Annotated in this window: 21 protein-coding genes; 9 read left to right on the forward strand and 12 right to left on the reverse strand. The window is 40.7% G+C overall.

Annotated elements, in window-relative coordinates; all coding sequences use genetic code 11:
- Positions 1 to 13 precede the first annotated feature (13 nt).
- Both betA and M1F05_RS07375 read left to right on the forward strand, forming a co-directional pair.
- Positions 14 to 1,690, forward strand: coding sequence for a choline dehydrogenase (gene betA, locus M1F05_RS07370; protein WP_206083899.1), 1,677 nt, complete (start codon positions 14 to 16; stop codon positions 1,688 to 1,690).
- Between the two features lie 377 nt (positions 1,691 to 2,067).
- Positions 2,068 to 4,323, forward strand: coding sequence for a TonB-dependent receptor domain-containing protein (locus M1F05_RS07375; RefSeq protein WP_206083900.1), 2,256 nt, complete (start codon positions 2,068 to 2,070; stop codon positions 4,321 to 4,323).
- A 56-nt stretch (positions 4,324 to 4,379) separates the two neighbouring features.
- On the opposite strand, the gene M1F05_RS07380 is transcribed toward M1F05_RS07375, so the two are convergent.
- Together M1F05_RS07380 and cutA are read right to left on the reverse strand one after the other, a co-directional pair.
- Positions 4,380 to 4,721 (reverse strand): carboxymuconolactone decarboxylase family protein, encoded by a 342-nt coding sequence (locus tag M1F05_RS07380; RefSeq protein ID WP_206083901.1) that lies wholly within the window; start codon positions 4,719 to 4,721, stop codon positions 4,380 to 4,382.
- 334 nt (positions 4,722 to 5,055) lie between these two features.
- Entirely contained in the window at positions 5,056 to 5,403 is a 348-nt protein-coding gene (cutA, locus tag M1F05_RS07385; protein WP_206083902.1) for a divalent-cation tolerance protein CutA, read from the reverse strand.
- A gap of 676 nt (positions 5,404 to 6,079) precedes the next feature.
- Here cutA and M1F05_RS07390 point away from each other — a divergent pair.
- Positions 6,080 to 7,552: an anion permease gene (locus M1F05_RS07390; protein WP_206083903.1), complete on the forward strand. Its 1,473-nt coding sequence runs from the start codon at positions 6,080 to 6,082 to the stop codon at positions 7,550 to 7,552.
- A gap of 70 nt (positions 7,553 to 7,622) precedes the next feature.
- Here the strand turns inward: M1F05_RS07390 and M1F05_RS07395 are convergent, their stop codons facing one another.
- The gene (locus tag M1F05_RS07395; protein ID WP_206083904.1) at positions 7,623 to 7,829 is read right to left on the reverse strand and encodes a 3-oxoacyl-ACP synthase; all 207 of its coding nucleotides are present in this window, start codon (positions 7,827 to 7,829) and stop codon (positions 7,623 to 7,625) included.
- Between the two features lie 358 nt (positions 7,830 to 8,187).
- On the opposite strand from M1F05_RS07395, the gene M1F05_RS07400 reads away from it, so the two are divergent.
- Entirely contained in the window at positions 8,188 to 9,060 is an 873-nt protein-coding gene (locus M1F05_RS07400) for a DMT family transporter (RefSeq protein WP_206083905.1), read from the forward strand.
- Between the two features lie 233 nt (positions 9,061 to 9,293).
- Positions 9,294 to 9,614: a hypothetical protein gene (locus M1F05_RS07405; RefSeq protein WP_206083906.1), complete on the forward strand. Its 321-nt coding sequence runs from the start codon at positions 9,294 to 9,296 to the stop codon at positions 9,612 to 9,614.
- Between the two features lie 46 nt (positions 9,615 to 9,660).
- Here the strand turns inward: M1F05_RS07405 and M1F05_RS07410 are convergent, their stop codons facing one another.
- Positions 9,661 to 10,752: an NADH:flavin oxidoreductase/NADH oxidase gene (locus M1F05_RS07410; RefSeq protein ID WP_206083907.1), complete on the reverse strand. Its 1,092-nt coding sequence runs from the start codon at positions 10,750 to 10,752 to the stop codon at positions 9,661 to 9,663.
- Between the two features lie 595 nt (positions 10,753 to 11,347).
- Here M1F05_RS07410 and M1F05_RS07415 point away from each other — a divergent pair.
- The 4 genes from M1F05_RS07415 to M1F05_RS07430 all read left to right on the forward strand — a co-directional run bounded on the left by M1F05_RS07415 (position 11,348) and on the right by M1F05_RS07430 (position 15,883).
- Positions 11,348 to 12,664 (forward strand): CitMHS family transporter, encoded by a 1,317-nt coding sequence (locus tag M1F05_RS07415; protein WP_206083908.1) that lies wholly within the window; start codon positions 11,348 to 11,350, stop codon positions 12,662 to 12,664.
- A 331-nt stretch (positions 12,665 to 12,995) separates the two neighbouring features.
- Positions 12,996 to 13,814, forward strand: a complete 819-nt coding sequence (locus M1F05_RS07420) for a VanW family protein (protein ID WP_206083909.1) — start codon at positions 12,996 to 12,998, stop codon at positions 13,812 to 13,814.
- Positions 13,815 to 14,042: 228 nt separating this feature from the next.
- Entirely contained in the window at positions 14,043 to 14,753 is a 711-nt protein-coding gene (locus M1F05_RS07425) for an RNA ligase family protein (protein WP_206083910.1), read from the forward strand.
- Positions 14,750 to 15,883 (forward strand): AAA family ATPase, encoded by a 1,134-nt coding sequence (locus M1F05_RS07430; RefSeq protein WP_206083911.1) that lies wholly within the window; start codon positions 14,750 to 14,752, stop codon positions 15,881 to 15,883. The genes M1F05_RS07425 and M1F05_RS07430 overlap by 4 nt, the downstream gene beginning before the upstream one ends.
- Positions 15,884 to 15,927: 44 nt before the next feature.
- On the opposite strand, the gene M1F05_RS07435 is transcribed toward M1F05_RS07430, so the two are convergent.
- The 8 genes from M1F05_RS07435 to citC all read right to left on the reverse strand — a co-directional run bounded on the left by M1F05_RS07435 (position 15,928) and on the right by citC (position 24,409).
- Positions 15,928 to 16,980: a 4-oxalomesaconate tautomerase gene (locus tag M1F05_RS07435; protein ID WP_206083912.1), complete on the reverse strand. Its 1,053-nt coding sequence runs from the start codon at positions 16,978 to 16,980 to the stop codon at positions 15,928 to 15,930.
- Positions 16,981 to 17,506: 526 nt separating this feature from the next.
- Positions 17,507 to 18,940 (reverse strand): anion permease, encoded by a 1,434-nt coding sequence (locus M1F05_RS07440; RefSeq protein ID WP_206083913.1) that lies wholly within the window; start codon positions 18,938 to 18,940, stop codon positions 17,507 to 17,509.
- Between the two features lie 255 nt (positions 18,941 to 19,195).
- The gene (gene citG / locus M1F05_RS07445) at positions 19,196 to 20,080 is read right to left on the reverse strand and encodes a triphosphoribosyl-dephospho-CoA synthase CitG (protein WP_206083914.1); all 885 of its coding nucleotides are present in this window, start codon (positions 20,078 to 20,080) and stop codon (positions 19,196 to 19,198) included.
- Positions 20,067 to 20,606, reverse strand: coding sequence for a citrate lyase holo-[acyl-carrier protein] synthase (citX, locus tag M1F05_RS07450; RefSeq protein WP_206083915.1), 540 nt, complete (start codon positions 20,604 to 20,606; stop codon positions 20,067 to 20,069). The genes citG and citX overlap by 14 nt, the downstream gene beginning before the upstream one ends.
- A gap of 2 nt (positions 20,607 to 20,608) precedes the next feature.
- Positions 20,609 to 22,135 carry a citrate lyase subunit alpha gene (citF, locus tag M1F05_RS07455; protein WP_306803649.1) on the reverse strand — a complete coding sequence of 509 codons (1,527 nt, stop codon included), beginning with the start codon at positions 22,133 to 22,135 and terminating at the stop codon, positions 20,609 to 20,611.
- Positions 22,136 to 22,143: 8 nt separating this feature from the next.
- Positions 22,144 to 23,040, reverse strand: a complete 897-nt coding sequence (gene citE, locus M1F05_RS07460; protein WP_206083917.1) for a citrate (pro-3S)-lyase subunit beta — start codon at positions 23,038 to 23,040, stop codon at positions 22,144 to 22,146.
- Positions 23,040 to 23,336, reverse strand: coding sequence for a citrate lyase acyl carrier protein (citD, locus tag M1F05_RS07465; RefSeq protein WP_206083918.1), 297 nt, complete (start codon positions 23,334 to 23,336; stop codon positions 23,040 to 23,042). The genes citE and citD overlap by 1 nt, the downstream gene beginning before the upstream one ends.
- Positions 23,333 to 24,409, reverse strand: coding sequence for a [citrate (pro-3S)-lyase] ligase (gene citC / locus M1F05_RS07470; RefSeq protein WP_206083919.1), 1,077 nt, complete (start codon positions 24,407 to 24,409; stop codon positions 23,333 to 23,335). Before citC ends, citD begins: the two co-directional genes overlap by 4 nt.
- Positions 24,410 to 24,420 lie beyond the last annotated feature (11 nt).

The raw sequence follows: 24,420 nt of genomic DNA on the forward strand, positions 1-24,420 counted from the left end.
AGAGGAGATAACAATGGTCTATGACTATATTATTATCGGTGCTGGTTCAGCCGGTAACGTTCTTGCTACACGCCTGACAGAAGATCCTGAAGTTACTGTGCTGCTCCTAGAAGCAGGAGGGCCAGATTATCGGCTCGACTTTCGCACACAAATGCCAGCCGCATTGGCGTATCCGTTGCAAGGGCGTCGTTACAACTGGGCGTACGAAACTGACCCAGAACCTCATATGAATCATCGTCGTATGGAATGTGGCCGCGGAAAGGGGCTTGGTGGCTCTTCGTTAATTAATGGCATGTGCTATATCCGTGGAAATGCGATGGATTTTGATGGCTGGGCCCAAGCACCAGGCCTTGAAGATTGGCGCTATCTTGATTGCTTACCCTATTTTCGTAAAGCAGAAAGCCGCGATATTGGGCCAAATGATTATCACGGCGGAGATGGCCCTGTGAGTGTCGCAACACCAAAAACGGGTAATAATGTGCTGTTTAAAGCGATGGTGGAGGCTGGCGTACAAGCGGGTTATCCAAGAACTGACGATTTAAATGGTTACCAACAGGAAGGTTTTGGCCCAATGGATCGCACTGTTACACCACAAGGGCGACGTGCGAGTACAGGCCGTGGTTATTTAGACCAAGCTAAAGGGCGAAAAAACCTGACAATCGTGACGCATGCAACAACAGATATCATTGAGTTTGAAGGGAAAAAGGCGATAGGGGCCAAATATTACCAAGGTGACAGCACGACGGCAATAACGGTAAAAGCGCAAAAGGAAGTGCTTTTATGTGCAGGTGCAATAGCTTCCCCGCAAATTTTGCAGCGCTCAGGCGTTGGCCCCGAAGAGGTATTAGATGAATTTAATATTGAAAAAGTGCATGTATTAGAAGGTGTTGGGCAAAACTTGCAAGATCACCTTGAGATGTATTTGCAATATGAATGCAAACAGCCTGTCTCTTTATACCCCGCATTAAAATGGTATAACCAACCGATGATTGGTGCACAGTGGTTATTTAAAGGCACAGGGATTGGCGCGAGTAATCAATTCGAAGCTGGGGGTTTTATACGCACCAGCGATAAATTTGCATGGCCGAATATTCAGTTCCATTTTTTGCCTGTAGCAATAAATTATAACGGCAGTAATGCGGTAAATTTACATGGTTTTCAAGCTCATGTGGGTTCAATGCGCTCACCAAGTCGCGGCCGAGTCCGTTTAGCCTCATTAGACCCGCGTCAACACCCAAGCATTTTATTTAATTACATGTCATCAAAGCAGGATTGGGAAGAGTTCCGCGCAGCAATACGTATCACGCGAGAAATCATGGCGCAGCCAGCACTTGACCCTTATCGGGGAGAGGAAATTAGCCCTGGTAAGCACATTCAAACGGATGAAGAACTCGACGCATTCGTTCGGGAACGAGCCGAAACGGCATTTCATCCCTGCGGAACCTGTAAAATGGGCAATGATGATATGGCAGTGGTGGATGGTTCAGGGCGTGTACATGGGCTTAGTGGCTTACGAGTAGTCGATGCGTCGATTATGCCGCTTATTATTACGGGAAATTTGAATGCAACGACCATTATGATTGCCGAAAAAATTGCAGATAAAATTCGTCATCGCTCTCCATTAGCAGCAAGTGATGCAGAATATTATGTAGCGGATGGCGCTCCTGTTCGGAGGGAGCCTCAGAAATAACGCATTATATTAAGCTACTAGCGGTCATTTAATTCCCTTAAGCGACGATACGTTGAGTATTGTCGCTTTTTTTACGTTTGAATAAAGATTTTATTAATAAACAATTTAATGATAATAATAATGCAAATGATATTCATTATTATCCTGATCATTATTATCATTGGTGTATATTTCAATGGTTATTGCATTCATAGGGGGAATAGGCACGTAACCATTCAATAAATAAGGTTTTTCTGTTGGCTTCATTTAAAGCGTAACATATAAACCTACAATAAAATTCATGAATTCCAGTATGGCAGTAGGGATATATAACTCTGCCCGTACGGGGTTTTATTGTCTCAATAAAATAATCATTAATTAATGAAGGCATTACTTAAATGATATTTCAAAATAAAAAAATAATTAGCTTACTTGTTATTTGTTCATCAAGTGCGGCATTTGCGGATGAAACTCAAACTACACCTCAGAAAGATAAACTGACGGTCACTGCCAGTAAAATAAAGTCGAATAGCAAACAAATCGATACCAAAGATGTTTCAACGGTTCGAGGAACAACCAATTCCGATATATTTGCGAATGAAAGTTCATTACAGGTTAATAATGCTCGAAATGAAGCGGGTGCATTGGATATCGGTATTCGTGGTTTGCAAGGTAATGGGCGAGTGCCGATTATTATTGATGGCAGCTTGCAATCTACCAATACATGGCGAGGCTACCAAGGCAGTACGGACAGAACCTATATTGATATGGATTTGGTCGATACTATCAATATTGAAAAGGGGGCGTCGATGAGTAAATTCTCTGGTGGTGCTATCGGGGGAACGGTGAAATTAAAAACCTTATCGGCGAATAGTATTATCCCCCAAGGTGACCAATTCGGTTTTTTATTTAAAGGGAATATTTACAATAATAATCGCCGTCCATCAGTGGCATCAGATGAAAAAAACGAATCACAGTACCGCTTATCGAATGGGATTAAAAATTCTCACTTTAATAATGGTTCAGTGACAGTGGGAATGGCGTATCGAAATGAGAAATTCGATGTACTGATTGCTCACAGTGATAGAAAGCAAGGCAACTTTTTGGCAGGGAAGAATGGCTACCATAAATATTCAACTACAGATGCCCCCATAAAACCTGGGCAAGAGGTGGTCAATACCAGTTATGAAAGTCAATCAACGCTGTTAAAAACCAATATCTATATTAACCCTTATTCAAGTATCGAATTAAATTACCGCCGTCATGAACAAAAAGCAGGGGAAGTTTTAGCTGCATATTGGTATCAATCTGACGGGAAAATGCCACAGTGGTCACTCGGAACGGCAGATATCGATACCGCATCATTGAATTATTCCTATAAACCTGATTCATTGTGGGTGGATATGAATTTAGGTTTGTGGTGGACAAAAGGTAAATTTAAGCAACGTAATGGCACGACCGATGATGTTACTGCACATTATGGCAACCAATATCAGCATCGTTATACCGATGAACGCATGGGCTTTAACTTAGAAAATACTTCTGAGTTTGCAAATTACCCTATTAATGTGACTTACGGCGTGGAATTTATGGAACAAAAAACGAAGCCGTTAACCAAAACATACCAACCGATATGGACTCCAGAAGGTACGATCCCTGGTGAGGAGTTAACGCCAGTAACACGCAATGCAAAAGGAAAAAATACGTCGGCATTTACCAATATGGAATATAAAGGTGAGTGGATTAGTACATTGGCAGGTTGGCGTATTCATTCTTTTGATGTCGATGACCATGTGTTAGGGAAAAGCATTAGTTATGGCCCGAAAAATGATTTTTTAGGTGAAGTGCGTTTTCATGTGACTGATGAGTTGGATGTCTATACTAAGTATTCAGACAGTTACCGTGAGCCAAGCCTATTTGAAACCACAGTTTCTGGGCAAACGTATTCTTATACACCCGATGTGCCACTTAAACCAGAGCATGCAAAATCATTTGAGGTTGGAATTGATTTTGAAAAAAATAACCTGATTTTTGATGAAGATACTGCTGGCTTACGGGTGGGGTACTTTAATAATGATATTAAAGGCTATCTTTCCCAAGGGGTAAACCCAACGGGGGTCTATTCACCTTATGTTGTCATGAAAAACTACGATAGTTTCAAGCTTTCAGGTTATGAAATTGAAGCGAAATATGACTCTAATTATGCTTTCGGCTCGTTAGATGCGACTTTCTATAACAATTCAGAGCTTTGTTCTCGTGATGAAATGGAATTAGGCAACTTACCCGCTGCTTGTAACTCAGTTGGGTTTGCATGGGGATTATCACCATCGCGTCTCCCACCGAAAAAGGTCGTCTCTGGAATCGTGGGGGTGAAAATGTTTGATCAGAAATTACAAACAGGCTTACGTGTGCGTTATAATGCAGGCAAGGAATACCCACAGAAATGGTTAGCGGGAACAGCCGCTGCCCCTGTCACTAAGTTACATGCAACCACGACTTTTGATTTATTAGGGAAGTATTCTATTCAAAAAAATCTTCATGTGAATTTCAATATTGATAACCTAACCAATCGCTATGCGTTTGACCCAGGTACTGTTATTTATATGCCAATTCCAGGAAGGACGTTCAGACTGGGACTTGAGGCGACTTTCTAAGTGGCCAATTCAATTGCCTTAGATTATGAAATTTAAGGCAATATCACAGTCATTATTTATTTGGCTGAAAACTCTTTGTATGCACTAATAGTTTCAGCTGCATACATGGCAGATGGGCCACCACCCATGAAGATAGCAACGCCGAGTGCTTCAGCTAACTCTTGTTCTGTTACGCCTAGTTCAACTAATGTTTTGGTGTGAAAACCAATGCAGCCATCGCAGCGGTTTGCAACTGCGATCCCAATAGCGATAAGCTCTTTGGTTTTTTTATCAAGGGCACCATCTTGTACGCCAGTACTCACAAGTCCCGAAAAGTGTTTCATAACGTCAGGAATATGTTTACCTAATTCCGGAAGGTGTTTACTGATATGTTGGGTAACGTCATTGTATTTAGACATTTTTTTCTCACTTTTATTTAATGAATTTATATTATGTAAAATAATATAGTGTTTTTTTGTATATTATCAATCAAAATTAATTTAAAATTCAAAATTTTAAAAAGTTAATTTAGTATGGTTTTTTATTTCAATTACTGGGGGGGGAGAAAACACTAAAAATGGGCAAAAAAAACCTCCCAAAAAAGATAAGGAGGGAAAATAAATATAAAGCGAGTCTACTTATATATCACTGATTGAATGTAAACCATACCCGACCAGATGAATTATTTTCCAAAAATACATCAAATGTTGATTAATAATGGAAAAAATTTTTAAAAATCATTTGAGTAGAGTATTATTTGACGGAATTAATTAGCCATTGTAAATAGTTATCCTCAACCTGACTTGGGTCAAGCCTTATTAATTCAGGTGTTTCATAGGGATGTATTTTTTTTATCGCCTCAAAAATGCTGAGTTGATTAGATTGTGTTGTTTTAATTAGTAGTAAAACTTCTTTATCTTTTGTGATATTACCTTGCCAAAGGTATAAAGATATTATTTCAGGCAATAAAGAAACACAAGTAGCTAACTGGTTATCTAAAAGGTATTGTGCGATTTTAATTGCACTCTCTTGACTATTGGTTGTGCATAATACAATGCAAGATGGTTGAGAATTATTACTGTATTGGCTATTGGTAGTCATTTTATTTCCTCGATGGTTATATTAAGAAGCGTGCTGTAATTAATGGTAGATTAGAGACAATAATATGGAATGAGATATGAATATCTAAAAGGACATTTTTTAATGCACAAAAAAATTATTATTTCAAGTAATAATTGTATATCAAATAATAAGTCATATTGCTTGTTTTTTAATCTAATATTGGTTATTTATTCATCTCATGTGTTTTTTCACCTGTAAATGTAATTGAAATATTATGTGTATATATCTAAAGAATGTGTTCTTTTATATCTAAAGTGTAACTAATTCGATTCAGCCTACAAAAAACAAGGTTAAATTATAAAAAAAATTGAAATTTTAGTATATTAAGAAAATTAAGATAATAAATTGAGCTATTATATGCGATAGACCTAAATACATTATAAATATGTAAAATACCAATTTAGCGAGTAAATATTTTTCTTGTGTTATTAAAAGCAAGTAAGGATTTTTTGCATTCAATAATGGCATTAGCATTATTGGAAAGTTAGTAATAACCAAATTTTACAAAAAAAAGTTACTTTATTCCTGAAATAAAGTAACTAACTGATAACGATCAAAGTTTTTAGGTTCTACATTGTTAACATGATGATGTAAATCAAAATAATTATCTGAATATACTCTGTATTTCCATCTTTAGGCATGTATGGATAACTCTATGAATAAACTTACACCTTTAAAACCTGTACCAACATTAATCGCAGTTGTAATCACACTTGTCATTTGGTTTTTAATTCCAGTACCTGAGGGTGTTAATCCCAATGCTTGGCATCTTTTGGCACTATTTGTCGGCACAATCGCCGCTATTATTGGCAAAGCTTTGCCAATTGGTGGGGTTTCTATTGTGGCTATTTCACTAGTTGCAGCAACAGGAGTCACCAACCCTGAATCAACGAAAGGCGCTATTGCTGATGCATTAAGTGGTTTTTCAAATGATTTAATTTGGTTAATCGGTATCTCGATTATGGTTTCTATGAGCTTGAATAAAACAGGCTTAGGCGCAAGGATTGGTTATTATGTTATTTCATTGTTTGGTAAAAAAACGATTGGAATTGCATATTCACTTGCGATAGCAGAAACAATTCTTGCCCCAGTGACACCAAGTAATACTGCGCGAGGAGGGGGAATTATTCACCCGATTATGCGTTCAATATCTGACAGTTTTGGGTCAAAAGCAGAAGATGGAACGGCAGGTAAAATAGGACGCTATCTTTCTTTAGTAAACTATAATATTAATCCGATTACATCGGCAATGTTTATTACGGCAACAGCGCCAAACCCGTTAATCGTCAGTTTGATTATTAGTGAAACCAGCCAAAGTAATGAGCTGACTTGGGGAATGTGGGCGATTGCGGCATTTGTTCCTGCTATTGTCTCGCTTATTTTAATGCCTCTCGTTATTTACTTTATGTATAAACCTGAAATCACCTCAACGCCTGATGCGCCTAATTTTGCAAAAGAACGTTTACAACAATTAGGGCCAGTATCATTGCCTGAAAAGATCACTTTAGGGGTATTTGGCTTACTGCTATTAATGTGGGCTGGTGTACCTGCGATGATCTTTGGGCCTGCTTATAGTATTAATGCGACAACGGCTGCCTTTATTGGACTCAGTATTCTATTGGCAACAGGCGTGATTAATTGGGATGACGTATTGAAAAATAAAGGGGCTTGGGACACTGTCGTTTGGTTCTCCGCTTTAGTTATGATGGCGAGCTTCTTAGGTAAATTAGGCCTAATTAAATGGATGTCATTAACTGTCGGAAGCACAATTGATAGTATGGGGATTAGCTGGGTATGGGGTATGCTCATCCTTGTTTTAATCTATGTCTACTCCCATTATTTCTTTGCGAGTACTACTGCGCATATTACCGCTATGTATGCGGCGTTTTTCTCTGCAGGTTTAGCATTAGGTGCGCCTCCAATGCTATTAGCACTGACACTCGCATTCTCATCATCGTTAATGATGTCGTTGACCCATTATGGAACAGGTACTGCACCCATTATCTTCGGGTCGGGGTATGCAACGTTAGGTGAATGGTGGAAAACAGGTTTTGTGATGAGTGTTGTTAACCTCGCTATTTGGTTCTTTATTGGTAGTGTCTGGTGGAAATTCTTAGGTTACTGGTAATAATACGCGGCTAACATGAGGATAAATAAAAGTCGGGCATAATTGCCCGATTTTTTATGTCCGTTGAATGCTATAATGCACTGATTATCAGGATAATTGTGCTAACGATAATCGAAACTAACATTATTTTTTTCCAGCTGATCACGGCCTTGGTATTCAGAGCATGTTGCCATAACAAATTGATTTCATCTGCATGAGCATATTTTCGTGTTTTAATAGCGAGTTTAACTTTTTTGACCATATCGTTGTCCGTTGAGACAGTATTTTTCATGATCATGGCAATTTACCTTGGTTGTAATAAGTAACAGCAATGCGTTAAGTAATATAAGAAATTGTTACGATGAAATGATTATCGCAGATAAAAAGTGAATAAAAATTGTCGAGTTTTTTTACCTATTTCCCCATTTAGGCGGAGAAACATTTGTTCTTAGAGTTTTTGCCAGAAAAAAGAGTAGATAAAAATAGAAATAACGTCATTAAGGGGAAATAAGGGGAATTTAAAGGTCATATTTACATTTTTTGGTGGGATATTTTTAATTTAAAGTTAAGTAGGTAAAGACCATAAATGTAATTGGTTTGGTTGTAAAAGCCAGTATGATATATAAACTCGCGATCAAATTTATGTAGAGGGAAACATGTATTCACAAAGGAAAGCTGAATTCTTCTTGGTATTAACCACGATGATTGCCGCTTGGGGGTGGGTTTTTTCGCGTGAAGCCGTTCAAGGTATGCCTGTTTTCGCTTTTCTGGGAACGCGTTTTTTACTTGCCGCTATTATATTGCTTCCTTTTTGCAAAGGAAAAAGAAATCGAATTCCACTGAAGCAACTCCCTAAAATATTAATGACAGGCGGTTGGATGGCACTGAATTTAGTTTTGTGGATCCATGCGGTTGCGATAACTGACTCTATTGGGGAAGGGGCTTTTATTATGAGCCTTGCGATGTTATTTGTTCCCTTAGTCGCATGGGTTATCTTGAAAAATCGACCAAGCCGATATTTTTGGGAAGCGTTGCCAGTAGCGATTATTGGGCTAGCTTGTTTAACTCTATTTAAAGCGCAGCTTGAATTTAAAGCAAGCCAGTTGTGGTTTTTAGGTGCCGCTATCGTTCAAGCGATTTATTTTTGTTATACCAGTTTGTATACCCGAATGGTGCCTCTTTTACCTTTAACAACGATACAGTTAGCCACAACAGGGATTGTGGCCTTGGTGCTTTCATTCTTTTTAGAAGAATGGCCGACAAGTTTAACCACACCAACCGTGATGTGGTTAGGGGCAAGTGTGGTTATCGCGACAAGCTTACGCTTTGTATTGCAACTTGTTGGTCAAAAAAATACCACCGCAGCCAATGCAGCGATTATTATGATCTTAGAGCCTGTAATGACAGTCTTTGTTGCTGCCATCTGGTATCACGAACGTATGCCGCTAATTCAAATCGTGGGCTGCATACTGATTTTATTTTCTTTATTTTATTACCGCTGGCGTTGTTCAAACTCATTATCTAAATAAGACTGATAGATAAAAAAACATTAATGATTGCGGATTTTTTTAAAGAAAACGACTATGATTAATAGCAAGATTTATCGATAGGGTATTAATCTTAATAAGACATTCTTATTCTGTAAATTAAGATTAATAGTGTTGAAAGTAGACAATAATTACCCAAAATAGCAAAATACTGAACAAGAGCATGCATTGTCATTTGTTTATGCATTGAAAGCTGAATGGGGAATAGGCAAAAAATGAAAAAATTAGTATTAATATTGGGTATGGCGGGTGTGATGAGCGTGTTATCAGCATGCTCCGATGAAAAATCAGAAATTGCAGAATACAAAGAAAATTTTGTGAATACTTGTGTGGTGGCTTCAGGTAACCCACAAGGCGAAACTGCAAAAGCAATTAGCGCCATTTGTGGTTGTGCATACGATAAAACGATTGAAAAATATGGTTTAAGTGAATTTAAACGTATGGACGGTGAATTGGAAAAATCAGGGAATGCAGAGCCTGAGTTCCAAAAAACAATGATTGAATTCGTTCAACAGTGTTCACAAAACGCGCGTTAATATTGCCTAACCCGCAGTGAATTATCCAACACTGCGGGTACTTATATCATTTAAATAAATTTTTAAATTGGTGGGGAGCACTGCGTAAATATTGCGGCGCTACATTAATTTGCTCGTTCAACTCAGTTGCCGCACGCCAAGGCCAACGGGGCTCAAATAAAATCCTACGACCAATGGCCACAAAATCCGCCTGATGCGTTGCAATAATCGCTTCTGCTTGTAGCGGTTCTGTTATTAGTCCAACCGCAATAACTGGCATCATGCTATGTTCATGGATAGCTTGCGCTAAAGGCACTTGATAATTAGGACTTAGCGGGATTTGTTGTTCTGGTGCAAGCCCTCCTGAAGAAACGTGAATATAATCACAGCCGAGTTCCTCTAATTGTTCACACAGTTCGATAGATTCGGGAACATCCCAGCCATTATCTAACCAATCCGTTGCGGAAATACGTACACCAACAGCAATATTAGGGCTGATAGCTTTACGCACCTCATGAAATACATTAATTAGCAAGCGGCTGCGATTTTCGAAACTTCCACCATATTCGTCTTGGCGTTGGTTTGAAATAGGAGATAAGAATTCATGCAATAAATAACCATGAGCTGCGTGGATCTCTATAACGTCAAAACCAGCTTGTTCGGCCCGTTTTGCCGCATTAATAAATTGGTGTTTAATTTCTTGGATATCATCAGTAGTTAGTTCCCGTGGCAAGGGATTATTACCAAAAGCGAGAGGGGAAGGCGCGACAGTTTGCCAACCATGGGCATCCGTTTTACTGAGGCTTTTTCCCCCTAACCATGGAAGATCACAGGATGCTTTTCTGCCTGCATGGGCAATTTGTACACCTAATCGAGCATCAGAATATTGTCGAATATCAGTGAGCATTTGTTGCATGGCTGTTGCTTGCTCGTCATTCCATAGCCCAAGATCTTTATAGGTAATCCGCCCTTCAGGCACGATAGCACTTGCCTCGACGATCACCAATGACGCCCCAGATAAGGCCAGATTCATATAGTGTGCGCTATGCCAAGCTGTTGGTAAGCCATTATTAGCTGAATACTGGCACATCGGTGGAATAATAATTCTATTTTTTAGTGAAACCAGACCCATTGCTGCAGAAGAAAAAAGGTGACTCATTAGCGAATTCCCTATTTGTAGCCTTTAGTTATCCTAATATTATACCTGAATCAATAAGCGATTTTTGTGAGATGGTGTGGTATTGATTTGAAAACAGTATTTTTTTAGAGGAGAGATAAAGAAAAAAATCAAGTCATTTAATTCATATTTGAGCAAAGAGATAAAAAGCAGATTTTCCTTTCTAACCTGCATAAAAAACAACAATTTTTTTAAAAAAATAATAGAAAAATTAAAATAAAATAGTGATGAGAAATTATATATATCGATAATTCCACATGTTATTAATTAACTAATTAATAACCAATTCTCTTTGGCATTAATGGGCGACTATGGTTTTAATGGTTCTAATAGTGAGTTTGGCTATTTTTTTATTTTAAATAGTGATTTTAATAAGTGTAAATGAGTTGTTATTACCGCAAAAATAGCCAATGAGACTTGCGGGTAGGCTAAAGGATTTATATAAGCAAGGTACTGATACGTAATGAAATGAGTAAATTCATTCTTCAATATAATTAATGTTGAATATTGAAGGTTATCAAATTAATTACATAAAAATCATTCACCTGAAAAATATAATTCTAAGAAGGAAGCTCATGTGTTAACAATTATTGGTATTTTAATCATTGTATCGATAGTCACCTTATTAATGATGGGGAAAGTGAGCCCCATTATTGCAATGTCGTGTATTCCCTTTCTCGGCGCTTTATTAGCAGGATATTCTATCGCAGAAATATCTGTTTTTTTTGAAAGTGGTATTAATAAAGTTTCCAAAGTTGCCGCGATGTTCTTATTCGCCATCTTGTTCTTTAGTTTGATGAAAGATTTGCACATTTTTGACCCGTTAATTCGGATCATGGTCAAAATGACTCGGGGAAACATTATTGTTGTCTGTATTATGACGACACTTATTGCGGGTATTGTGCACTTAGATGGCTCAGGAGCAGCAACATTCCTTATTATTATTCCTGCACTACTCCCTTTATATCGTCAGCTTGGTATGAGCCCATATTTAATGCTGTTATTAATGTGTGCCAGTATGGGGATTATGAATATGGTTCCTTGGGGAGGCCCGTTAGGTCGAGCTTCAGCTGTGACGGGTATAGATGCCTCTATTTTATGGCAGCATTTGATCCCTGTTCAATTAATCGGTATGGGCGGCGCCGTTGTATTTGCGGTTATTATGGGAATGCGTGAGAAACGTCGTATTGCTGCTGCAAAACTTAATGGTACCACGCCGTATGAAATGGATTCTTTGCTACCCGTTAGTGATGATATGGCAGATGTGACGGACACAATTCATAAACCTAAAAAACCGTTAATTAACGGTGGGTTGATTATCGCGTCAGTTATCTGTTTAGCATTTGGATTATTGTCAGCCCCCTATGTCTTCATGATAGCGCTTTCGCTAGCATTGATGGTCAATTTTCCAAATCCGAAAGATCAAATGAAAGTACTGTCACAACATGCGCCGCAGGCTCTAGGCATGGTGGCTATTATTCTAGCCGCAGGTGCATTTTTAGGCATTTTATCCGAAGGTGGTATGTTGAAATCGATAGCGATGGACTTAACCGCTATCTTGCCAATGGAATGGGTATCGAAAGTTCATATTTTTGTTGGGATTATCGGTGTACCAATGGATATTTTCACCAGTACAGATGCTTATTATTTTGCGCTGTTGCCAATAATTCAACAAATTGCGGGTACTGTAGGTGTTGACCCATCTTCAGTAGTCTACGCGATGGCAATAGGCAATAATGCAGGAACATTCGTCAGCCCGTTCTCACCAGCAGCATGGCTAGCGATGGGGTTAGCAGGTATTGATATGGGACGCCATTTGCGCTACTCATTTGGCTGGATTTGGTTGTTTAGCTTCTTTTTACTTGCTATTGGTGCAGTACTCGGTCTCTACTGATTATTCTTCATCTTTTGGTCTGTCGCGTTGTTGGTTTCAAAAGTCAACCCGAGTCACATACTTATGTATGCTCCTCGGGATTGGCTTTCTTTGCCGCCTAGCGACAGACGCAAAATCTATTGAATAACCCGCGTGCATTAGCTAAAGCATAATCTCAATGTGGCGGCGTTGTTGGCATCAAAAGTAAATCCCTAGATCGAAACTTGAATTGCCAGAATATACAAAGTAGCCAATTGAATTATTGGCTTGCTAATTATCAGATAGTTACTATGTTGGAAAATTAACGGGTGTGACATCATTTATTGGTTAATTATATCAATAAGGTTTTGTTATGCGTCGGCCGTTTTCCTCATATCATCCTATTCTTTACTGGCTGCGTGTGACTCAAAAACGTCTGGCTCGAAGATTGCACTGGGCATTTTCCTCTAAATACTATTCGAAGGCGAAATCCAGTGAACGCCTTGAATATCGCTATAACAAACACACCTCTAAATTGATCCGTAAATTGGGTGACTCAGATTTGCGTCTGCAACATAACAAAGTGATTAATTTACGAATTGCGGTGCAAGCCATGAATGGCATAACCATTTATCCAGGGGAATATTTCTCTTTTTGCCGCTTAGTTGGAAAGCCGACGGCTCGCCGTGGTTTTGTCGAAGGAATGGAACTGTCTTTTGGTGAGGCTCGCTCTGGGATTGGCGGGGGGATCTGCCAACTGAGCAATTTAATCCACTGGATGATATTGCATTCGCCGTTGCAAGTCGTTGAGAGAGCCAATCACAGTTTTGATCCTTTTCCAGATGAAGGCCGTGTATTACCGTTTGGTTCAGGTGCGGCCATCTTTTATAACTACATTGATTTGGTATTTTACAACCCAACACAAAGCGCTTTTCAATTGGTATTTAATATCGCGGAGCACCAGTTAGAAGGGAAGTTATTATGTAGCGAGCCTCGTGATGTGAAATACCATATTTACCAAAAAAATCATAAATTTACTCGAGAAAAAAATATCGTTTATCGTCACAATGAAATTTGGCAGAAAGTGACAACTAAAGGCCAAGAACCCGTAACATTACAAGATAATTGCTTGTATCGTAATAAAGTTGTGGTGAAATATGCCATTGATGATAGCCAAATAATGGCGTCATAATGCCAATTTCGGTTGATATTAGGAATATATTGATAGCCTTTATCTTGACTGTTGAACTAAAATCCCCCTGAATTGAATTCTAATTGGCTAATAGGGCATTATTAGCATCCAAAAAATGAGGCCGTCACTCGGAATAGATATGTAATACCAACACTTGATTTCTCAATATTTAAAGACGCAAATCTGGCAAAGGTTTGTGATGATTTCTATTTCTTTAGAGAAAGCATGATGAATATGCAATCAAGAAAGTATGGTAGAACGTATCATTATCCGTTCTCACCTGGTACGACGAGCGACGATCGTATCAACAGTGATTGGTGGTCTCATATCCAAAATATCGATACGCTAATTCACACAGAAAAACTCGATGGCGAAAACAATTGTTTGAATCGTCATGGTGTTTTTGCGCGCTCCCATGGCGCACCAACACAATCTGCGTGGAGCCAACAAATTCGCCAGCGGTGGCAATTGATTAAAGATGATTTAGGGAATATTGAGCTATTTGGTGAAAACCTCTATGCGGTGCATTCCATTGAATATCAACATATTGAAGATTATTTTTATGTGTTTGCAGTGCGCCAAGGGGAGTATTGGCTAAGTTGGGAAGAAGTGCAGTTTTATGCAGCACTGTTTGATTTTCCTACGGTGCCACAGCTTGTATTGCCAGTAAATAAACAGATGACTGAGCAAGAGTATGCACGTTCATTAATAGCAGCAGCATCATTAGATAGCCAATTTATTGCCCATGATACTCATACAGGTCAAGCCTGTAGTATGGAGGGAATTGTTAGCCGTGATAGCCAAGGTTTTCATGTGGATGATTTTATCTCTCACGTATTTAAATATGTGCGCAAAAACCACGTAAAAACAGATATTCATTGGAAGCGCAATTGGCAAAGGGCAAAGTTAGCATTTGAGCGGCAAGGAGAGCAATCATGAGTTGGCAATTCACTAAAAACCGCGATTGGGCACAACTTGAAGCTCAGTTTGATTTTGTTCGGGATATGAAAAATGTCCCGCAAGACGTGTTGCACCATGCTGAAGGCAATGTGGCTACTCACACCCAAATGGTGCTTGCTGCACTGGAAAGTCTGCCAGAGTATCAGCAGCTTTCTGAATCCAAACAAAATATCGTCTGGGCGGCAGCGTTATTGCACGATGTGGAAAAACGCAGTACAACGCGGGAGGACGAAGAAGGGCGTATTCATTCACCAGGGCATGCTAAAAAAGGGGAGTTATCCGCACGAAATATCTTGTTTCGCCAAGTAGATACTCCATTTGCAGTGCGTGAAAAAATTGCGGCACTTGTCCGTTTTCACGGCTTACCTTTATGGTTGATGGAAAAACCTGATCCAGAACGCACTCTCTTTGCCGCTTCGCTACGTGTTGAGATGTCATTATTGTGCATGTTAGCAAAGGCGGATGCGATAGGTCGCATTTGTGAAGACAAAGCAGAATTATTAGCACGTATTGAGTTGTTCGAGTTGTTTTGCCGCGAGCAAGGGTGTTGGGATAAGCCGAAAGAGTTTGCTTCTTTGGCGGGGCGTTTTCATTACTTCCATCACCAAAGGGGGATGCCAGACTATCAACCTTTTGAGGAAGAAGGCAGTGAAGTCATCATGTTGTGTGGTTTACCAGGCATGGGTAAAGATCATTTTGTGAAACAATTTTACCCACAAACTCAGATGGTATGCCTTGATGAAATTCGTCGTGAGCACAAAATTAGCCCTGCGGACAGAAATGCGCAAGGTTGGGTGGCGCAGCAAGGCAAAGAGCAGGCCAAACAGTTTTTGCGTACAAAAACGGATTTTATTTGGAATGCGACCTCCCTCAGCGCGTCTTTGCGCGAAAGTATGGTGAGCTTGTTTGCTCGCTACCAAGCGAAAGTGCACATTGTGTATTTAGAAGTGCCTGATAAGCAGTGGCGTCAACAAAACCAACAACGGAAATTTGCCGTACCAGAACAGGTGATGGAGCGTATGGCAGGTAAGTTAGAGTTACCTACCCCCGATGAGGCATATCGTGTGTCTTATTATATTAATGGGAAGTTTGTCGATTTATTCGATTGATAACATTGAATAACCTGCCCAATTAACAGGGCAGGTTAACCCAATTACAGCACAAACACATCCCCTTCAAAAAGCTTACGTGCGGTGCGAATTATTGATGCTTGTAGCCCTTCAGGAGAATCCCCCTGTTGGTTCAGGGTAACTTCAAATTTGCCACTTAAATGCTCAATCGCAATGTTTTTCATATCCACAGATTGAACATAACGCTGTGCAATGTTATCTGGCAAAATCGTGCTGGTGGCGATAGCAATTGCCCCAGTCACCGCCAGTGCGCCGTGGCATTTTTGCGGCATAAAATAACGGACGCTTATGGTGCCGCCTTGGGTAGCGGGCGAAATTAAAATGGGTTTTGGGATCACTTTTTTTGTGACATCACCTAACCCCATCATGGCACCTGCTTTAATGCGAATTGACTCGAGTTGTTGCATAAATGCGTTGTCGGATTCTAATTCTGCGGCACTTTCATAACCCGTTTTATTTAATTGTGGCGCATCGATTAAGACGATGGGAACCGCCATATCAATGCAGCTGACTTCAATGCCATCAATGGTATCAATGGCATTACCCGTTGGTAATAATTTCCCCGTTTTGGCACCGCTAGCATTTAAAAAGGTGAGGGCGATAGGCGCCGCACTGCCTGGCACACCTGCAATTTGGGTATTTCCTTCATATTGTACTTGACCATCAGGGGTCTGTACGGTGGAATTGACAAAGGTTTCAGTGTTGACATTACGAACGCGGACGGTAGTCACGTTATCAGTGATAGGGACTAACCCTTTTTCGAGGGCAAAAGGGCCAACGGCACACAACATGTTGCCACAATTTGGGGCAGTATCGACAATACGCTCAGTAATAGCAACTTGGGCAAATAAATAATCAACATCCGCATCAGGATGCTCAGAGCGACTGATAATGGCGACCTTACTGGTCTGTGGGCTTCCTCCACCAATGCCATCAATCTGCAAAGGATGACCCGAACCCATAATATCTAAAATTAATTCATCACGTTGTTTGATATCAGTTGGCAATGAGTCCGCCAATAAAAATACACCTTTTGATGTGCCGCCGCGCATAAGGGTGCATGGGATTTTTTTCATAAGCTTATATCCTCGTCATATTTCGGTCTGTAGCGGTGTTGGCTGCAATCGACAACCCAAGTCACATACTTATGTATGCTCCTTGGGATAGTCTCATTTGCCGCCTAGCCACAGTCCGAACTATTTAGAGGATTACTTTGGATTCTCGTCATATTTCGGTCTGTAGCGGTGTTGGCTGCAATCGACAACCCAAGTCACATACTTATGTATGCTCCTTGGGATAGTCTCATTTGCCGCCTAGCCACAGTCCGAACTATTTAGAGGATTACTTTGGATTCTCGTCATATTTCGGTCTGTAGCGGTGTTGGCTGCAATCGACAACCCAAGTCACATGTTATTCAAGCCGCAGCGTTGCTGACTACGCTTATTCGTATACTGGTATGTGTTCCTTGGGATATTTAGAAAGCCTTCATTCTGTTTTACGCACCATCGTTAACGCGAAATAGTCATTGTCAGATTTAAAAAAGGGGCACAATTGATATTGTACCCCATTGAATAATTTAGTGATTGATTAGAATAGAGCGCATTAAATCAGACCCATGCTAATCAAGATTTCCCACCAACCTAAACCGATAGTCATGTGGACGAATAAGCTAACGAATGCGACTAATCCACCGATGATCCACCAAGAACGAATATCGTTGTAGCCTGCACCGAATACGATTGGTGCTGCGGCACCACCGTAGTGCGTTACGCTTCCGCCGTATGCGTTAGAGAACAGTAAGCCTAATGCCAGTAACATTGGAGGTGCACCTGCGACCATACCGACAGTGGCAAATACAGGCACCATCGCGGCAACATAAGCACCACCTGATGCGAACAGGTAACGAATGGCGACACTGATAAACATGATAACAAAGAAAGCTAACATGGCTTGGTCACCGAAAGAGAGGTACTGACTCATGGTGTCGGCTAACCATTTAAAGAAGCCTGCTTTAGTGAGAACGCCTGACATACTGATGATACCGCCGTACCAAATCAGGGTGTTCCAACCCCCTTTGTTTTTCAGCACATCATCCCATGTGACAACACCTAAAATTAAGGTTAATGCCATGACAGCGATAGCGACACTGGATGCACTCACACCGATAAGGTCAGAGAAAATCCAGCCACACAGTGCGATAACGAAGATGATAGCCAACAGTTTTTCACGCATCGTCATTGGGCCTAAGTCTGCTAAGCCTTTTGCTGCGATCTCTTTGTTATTCACCTTTTTGAGTTCAGGTGGATACAGCTTATAAATCATCAGTGGTGTCAAAATCAGCATAATTAAGCCAGGAACCGATGCCGCGAGTGCCCATCCACCCCAACTTAAATGAATGCCCATAATGTCACTCATCATGGCTAATGCTAAAGCGTTTGGTGCCATTGCTGTTAAGAACATATAGCTGGTCGTTTTGGTCACCATGTATACGTTGACTAACAAGTAGTGGCCTGCTTTGCGAGGGCTTTTTTCAGGATCAGAACCTAATGCTACTGCCACGCTGTTTATGATTGGGAAAACAATCCCACCCGCACGAGCGGTATTCGATGGCGTTGCTGGGGCAATAATTAAATCAAGGATCGCAGTGACATAACCAAGGCCTAATGTAGTGCCGCCCAATTTACCAATCAAAATGTACGAAAGGCGTTTACCCAAACCTGTAATAACAAATGCAGCACTCAGCGTAAATGCCGCAAATACCAGCCATGTTGTCCCTGATGCATAACCACTTAAGACTTCACTGGCTTTAACATCTTTCGTACCTGTTACACCAATTATGACGGCGCTTGCGGCAATAGTGGCTAACAAAATAACAGGTTCTGAATAAGGTTTTAATACCAGTCCAACAATAGCCGCGAGGTAAAGACCAAATAATAACCACGCGATATGCGGTAACCCCGCAGGAGTCGGTATTAAGGCGATAATGATTGGAATTGCTATCAGAAGTAGCAGTTTCCAGATTTTGTCTTTTGGCATAGGCTTGATCCTTAACGAAATTAAAACTTGAATATTATGAATTCGGCTTTTCGTCATATTGGAGGTATAGCAATGCCTTAATAGGAATAATGATTTTGATATTCATTGTCATTATTTAGCTATTTCCAATATGTTATAAATTCTTTAAATCAATAACTATTACTTAATTAAATATATTTTTATTAATCTTTATTAATTAAATTATTGAATGGGTTCCTGTGTTGGTGAACATATAAGTTGTTTTAATTTTTAATGCTAAATACCGAAGCCTTGTCTAGGCAGACGGGCAAAAAACCACGTTAAAATTAATAAATCTGCGCTACCACCTGGGCTTAGATTCTTTTCAATACAGTGCTGGTCAAATTGTTTTACTTTGACTAAATCATCAGGATGATTAATCCCCTCTTGCAATAATTTGGTTGCTTGCTGTTTTACCCAAATTAAACCATTTAAGCCGCCACGATTTGCAATATTGGTGTCATCATTAATTTTCATTAATAGAATTAACGTATTTATTAAAGCTATTTCAGCATCCTGTTGTGCCGCTAGTTGCTGTAAATAAAAGGGCAATGAATGGTTGATAACTAGCGAGTAGCCACCTTCAGCTTCCCCTCGTGCTCCAGTAAAACCAAATTGTTGATATAAACGTTGGCCAGCTGTTGGAGTATCCGTAGGTTGCATCAATTCAGCGCAAATTCCTTGGCACATCCCTGCAACTAATTGGCTAATCGCAACTGGTGTCACGGTTTGCTGTAATGCGGCTAAGCGACCAATTGCGGTTAATACTAAACCTAATGAAAAAATGCTGCCTTTATGGGTATTTACACCTTGAGTAGCTTGGAACATGGCGGTTTCACACGCCATCCCGATAGTTCTAATTTTGCTTAAAACCTGTTTAATCGGTAGATTTTTATATTGTGTGCCAGCCTGAATAAATAGTGGAAAAAATTTGGCGATGGCATTGGCACTTAAATGAAAATCCGTTAGCGCCATATCTTTATGAGCGCCTGTATTGTGTTTGTCTACTAAACCTGGTTTTGGGGTTAAGTTCACTTCAGCGAGCATGGCTTGCCAAGCTAACTGGCTGTAATAGTGAGTAAGCTGGTCACTTAGGGTTTGTGAGTAGTTAACAAGTTTCATGGGCTAGCTCCGCTATGCGAGAAAGAATATCTGCCAAGGGATGAGCGCGATGACGAGCACAGATTTTGGCTTCTTTTTCACAAATTAAACAACGCCTTGCAGGTAGATTTAATTGACCACGTGAATATTGTTTTCCTTGTGCATCAAAGACATCAAAATCCCATAAACGTCCCACTGGGGAGCGTTCTTCGGCCTCAATTAATGTCTTTTTGACTTCAATGGCATCAGCATCAACGGCGACTAAACATTCAGGCCCCGTGCTTAATGCCCATGATTGTTGAGATAAAAGTACCCACTGCCTGCGTAAAGCAACTTGTTTAAGCGCATTTAGGCCCTGATTAAACACATGTCTAACAAGGGAGTTGTCTTTGACAGCCCCTGGGAAAACGACAGTAAATGAAATCAAGGTTACCTGATGGAGACCAATCCATTGTTGCTGGCGTGCCTGACGGGCATCACGGCTTGCCAACAGCTCAGGTAAGGAAATTTCAAATTGCTCTTGAGTATCAGGCAGTGGGCAAAACATAGTTACTCCTTCACTTGATGAACAACATCAATCACAGAGCCATCACGGTAACGCACGACGGCAACGACTTTATCTGTAAATTCAATAGGGTTAGGTGTTCCCGTGAGTAACTGAGCGCGTTCTCTTAACCAGCCAATTGAAACCGTTTTGATACCTTGGCTTTCTAATTGCTGCTTCAATTCAGGTCGTGCAGGGTTTACGGCAATACCATGGTCGGTCACTAAAATATCGACGCTTGATCCTGGGGTAACGCAAGTCAGGACTTCATCAACTAACGTTGGGATACGACCGCGCACTAATGGCGCAACGATAATGGATAATTTCGCAGCGACTGCGGTATCACTGTGACCACCCGATGCACCGCGGATAACACCATCAGAACCTGTTAACACATTGACATTAAAGCGTGTATCAATTTCCAGAGCACTGAGTACGACAACATCGAGCATGTCGACAGAAGCACCTTTAGAGTCAAAGCAGGCGTATTGATTGGCACTGATTTCAATATGATTTGGGTTACGAGCAAGAGACTCTGCTGCCGCTTTATCAAAACTTTGTACGTCTAATAATTTGCGAATTAAGCCTTTTTCATGCAAATCGACGATGGTTGATGTGATACCGCCAAGGGCAAAGCCTGCGGTGATATTGTGGCGGCGCATTTTGTCCTCAAGGAAGCGAGTCACGGCAAGGGATGCGCCCCCAGTACCCGTTTGTAATGAAAACCCTTCTTTGAAGAAGCCTGATTTTTCAATAACATCAGCGGCAGTACGCGCAATCAGTAGTTCTCTTGGGTTTGAGGTCATACGGGTGGCATCAGCACCGATTTTATCTGCATCACCGACACGTTTAACCTTAACGATATAGTCGACCTCATCTTGCTTGATGCTGGACGGGTTGTGTGGATAATCCAATATCTCTTCGGTTAGCATGACGACTTTATTCGCCGTTTCGGCATCAATTTTAGCGTAGCCTAACGAGCCACAGCTGGCGGTACCTGTATATCCGTTAGCATTACCGTATTCGTCGCAAGATGGCACACCAATGAAGGCGACATCAATACGCAGCTCGCCATTGTGCACAAGGTTTGCACGGCCACCATGAGAATGAATTTGCACTGGCTCTTCAAGTTCGCCACGAGAAATCGCTTCAGCCAGTGGACCACGAATACCTGAGGTATAAATCTTACGAATAACACCGTGACGAATATGTTCGACCAGCGGTGAATGGCATGCACTTAAGGAACTGGACGCTAATGTCAGATTACGAAAGCCCATTTCGGCAATCACTTGCATGACCATATTGACCGTCAGATCGCCGCCACGAAACGCATGGTGAAACGAAATTGTCATGCCATCTTGCAAACCTGAGCGGCGAATAGCCACTTGTAAGTCATCACATAGCTTGCGGTTTCTTGGTTTTTGAACTTGTTGTTGGACTTTACCAATATCTTTAAATTCACGTAATGCTTCATCGCTTTTAGGTTGTAGGTAAGCACTTACGCGTGTTTGACGTTGAGTATTTGTTGTCATTTTTTGCCTCACTCTTCCCGAATTCCAGATAATGCCGCGCGAGATAATACTAAGCGGGCTCTGTCAATGACTGGGCCATCAACCATTTTTCCGTTTAATGACACCACGCCTTTACCCTCAAGGGCTGCGGAATCTGCGGCATCAACAACACGTTGAGCATGGTCGACTTCTTTTTGAGTTGGCGCATACAAGTTATGGAGTAACTCAATTTGTCTTGGGTTAATTAATGATTTGCCATCAAAGCCGAGTTGTTTAATGTGTGCGGCTTCGCGTAGGAAACCTTCTTCATTATTTGCATCAGAATAAACGGTATCAAAGGCTTGGATACCTGCTGAGCGTGCGGCTTGTAAAATGGCGCACCGAGCATAGAGGAGTTCAACGCCGTCAGGAGACCGCTCGGTGCGCAAATTGCGGACATAGTCCTCGGCACCTAATGCGATGCCAATAAGTCTTGGTGATGCGTGGGCGATATTCACCGCTTGTGTGATCCCCATCGGTGATTCAATCGCTGCTAATAAACCTGTGCTACCTTCTTCACGACCACAACTTTTTTCAATACGTAATATTTCAGTTTCGATATCGGTGACATCTTGAGCAGTATCTGTTTTTGGTAAACGCACAATTTTTGCGCCGCCACGAACAACAGCTTCAAGGTCAGCAACACCAAAGGCAGAATCTAAAGCATTCACACGAACAATAGTTTCAATATCGGCATACAAAGGGTGCTGTAATGCATGATAAACCAAGCGACGTGCGGTATCTTTTTCGCGTAATGTCACGGAGTCTTCTAAGTCAAACATCAGCGCATCTGCTTTATAAATAAACGAGTTGCTTAACATCGCCGCATTTGAACCAGGAACGAAAAGCATGCTTCTGCGTGTACGTGATTTTTGTTCTGGTGTCATTATTTATTCTCCCATGGCAAATAATCGATATCACAAGCACGAGCGAGTAGGGCTTCCAAACGCGCTTTTAGTACACACTCTAATGCACCTTTATCATCGACGATGATTTGAGCACCTTGAATATCATGCTGAACTATCATTTCCTGAACGATACTGGCGATAGCATCACCAAATTGTTTTTCAACACTGCTGGTTATTTGCACGGAAACTTCTTGAGTATCTTCTAGCGGTTCTATTCGAACCATGACATCACTTGATTCAAGTGTGCCAGCAACGGCTGCATGTTTAATCTTCATATTTCACCTATAGCTAATTCAGAACTTTCGATGCGGTTTGTCGTTGATGTTGCTTGATTAGCGAGCATCTCTTGTAAATATTGATATGTCGCGTCAGGCACAATCGCCTTAATAGCCGCAAGATCTTTTTTAGCGAGTAGTCTTCTAACTTGTGAGGCGGAGACCGCCGTTCCGTTGATGACTGTTCGCGGAAATTCAACGAGTTCTATAGGAGGAAAATTCATCGCATCCGTTTCAAGCCAATAGCGCATGTCTTGGTTATATTGGTTGGTGACTTGGCAAAATGGCTCTGATCCGACGAATCTATGGGTAATCCCCAATGCAGGGGCAATATATTGGCGAAAAATCTTAATATCGATTTCGGTATAACAGTTATTGGCTACCGTTTTGTCTTTAATAAAGTAACAAGGGAACGTTGCCCGAGAAATAATATATTCAGAACCACGGTGAATGGTGAGGTTCTCAATACCTTTTGTACCTGCTTCAATTAAGTTCAGTCTGACTTTATAAGGGAAGCGAGAGGTATCCTCTTTAACAACAAATAAGTGGAGCCAATCACAGGCTTTAGCTGCTTGTTCGATTAAATAACGGTGGCCTAAGGTAAATGGGTTGGCATTCATTACGATGGCCCCAATTTTTTTACCGTCGACACGCTGTGCTTTTAAACTTTGAATATAACGTTTTAGATAACAGCAACTATTTTCCATCAATACCATCACATCAGGCACAGTCGCTATAGTATGAAAACCGCATTGCTGGAATAGGTTTTCATTTTGAAATTTAGTATAAATAAACAAATGAGTTGTATTATTTTCGTAAGCAAGATTAACAAGCTCGGTTGCTAATTTTAATGCGAGACCTTCACCACGAACGTCATCGCTAATTGCTACGCATTTAATAACGTTTTTTGCCAGTCCACCACACGCGATTAATTCCTCATTACGGGTTATCGTAATGAAAACGTCAATGCTTGCATCAAGCTCTAAATCATTTTCCTTTAAAAACTGAGTTATTTCAGCAAGTTTCCTGTTCTCATGACGTTTTACCTGATTAAACGTTATGTTTTCGAACATAATAGTATCCT

The sequence above is a fragment of the Providencia sp. PROV252 genome, assembly GCF_033676005.1.
GTDB lineage: Bacteria > Pseudomonadota > Gammaproteobacteria > Enterobacterales > Enterobacteriaceae > Providencia > Providencia vermicola.

What these genes read in the sequence shown, in the direction of transcription:
- betA (WP_206083899.1), top strand. Translation starts at nt 14, where the DNA reads ATGGTCTATGACTATATTATTATCGGTGCTGGTTCAGCCGGTAACGTT.
- M1F05_RS07375 (WP_206083900.1), top strand. Translation starts at nt 2,068, where the DNA reads ATGATATTTCAAAATAAAAAAATAATTAGCTTACTTGTTATTTGTTCA.
- M1F05_RS07380 (WP_206083901.1), bottom strand. Translation starts at nt 4,721, where the DNA reads ATGTCTAAATACAATGACGTTACCCAACATATCAGTAAACACCTTCCG.
- cutA (WP_206083902.1), bottom strand. Translation starts at nt 5,403, where the DNA reads ATGACTACCAATAGCCAATACAGTAATAATTCTCAACCATCTTGCATT.
- M1F05_RS07390 (WP_206083903.1), top strand. Translation starts at nt 6,080, where the DNA reads ATGAATAAACTTACACCTTTAAAACCTGTACCAACATTAATCGCAGTT.
- M1F05_RS07395 (WP_206083904.1), bottom strand. Translation starts at nt 7,829, where the DNA reads ATGATCATGAAAAATACTGTCTCAACGGACAACGATATGGTCAAAAAA.
- M1F05_RS07400 (WP_206083905.1), top strand. Translation starts at nt 8,188, where the DNA reads ATGTATTCACAAAGGAAAGCTGAATTCTTCTTGGTATTAACCACGATG.
- M1F05_RS07405 (WP_206083906.1), top strand. Translation starts at nt 9,294, where the DNA reads ATGAAAAAATTAGTATTAATATTGGGTATGGCGGGTGTGATGAGCGTG.
- M1F05_RS07410 (WP_206083907.1), bottom strand. Translation starts at nt 10,752, where the DNA reads ATGAGTCACCTTTTTTCTTCTGCAGCAATGGGTCTGGTTTCACTAAAA.
- M1F05_RS07420 (WP_206083909.1), top strand. Translation starts at nt 12,996, where the DNA reads ATGCGTCGGCCGTTTTCCTCATATCATCCTATTCTTTACTGGCTGCGT.
- M1F05_RS07425 (WP_206083910.1), top strand. Translation starts at nt 14,043, where the DNA reads ATGAATATGCAATCAAGAAAGTATGGTAGAACGTATCATTATCCGTTC.
- M1F05_RS07430 (WP_206083911.1), top strand. Translation starts at nt 14,750, where the DNA reads ATGAGTTGGCAATTCACTAAAAACCGCGATTGGGCACAACTTGAAGCT.
- M1F05_RS07435 (WP_206083912.1), bottom strand. Translation starts at nt 16,980, where the DNA reads ATGAAAAAAATCCCATGCACCCTTATGCGCGGCGGCACATCAAAAGGT.
- M1F05_RS07440 (WP_206083913.1), bottom strand. Translation starts at nt 18,940, where the DNA reads ATGCCAAAAGACAAAATCTGGAAACTGCTACTTCTGATAGCAATTCCA.
- citG (WP_206083914.1), bottom strand. Translation starts at nt 20,080, where the DNA reads ATGAAACTTGTTAACTACTCACAAACCCTAAGTGACCAGCTTACTCAC.
- citX (WP_206083915.1), bottom strand. Translation starts at nt 20,606, where the DNA reads ATGTTTTGCCCACTGCCTGATACTCAAGAGCAATTTGAAATTTCCTTA.
- citF (WP_306803649.1), bottom strand. Translation starts at nt 22,135, where the DNA reads ATGACAACAAATACTCAACGTCAAACACGCGTAAGTGCTTACCTACAA.
- citE (WP_206083917.1), bottom strand. Translation starts at nt 23,040, where the DNA reads ATGACACCAGAACAAAAATCACGTACACGCAGAAGCATGCTTTTCGTT.
- citD (WP_206083918.1), bottom strand. Translation starts at nt 23,336, where the DNA reads ATGAAGATTAAACATGCAGCCGTTGCTGGCACACTTGAATCAAGTGAT.
- citC (WP_206083919.1), bottom strand. Translation starts at nt 24,409, where the DNA reads ATGTTCGAAAACATAACGTTTAATCAGGTAAAACGTCATGAGAACAGG.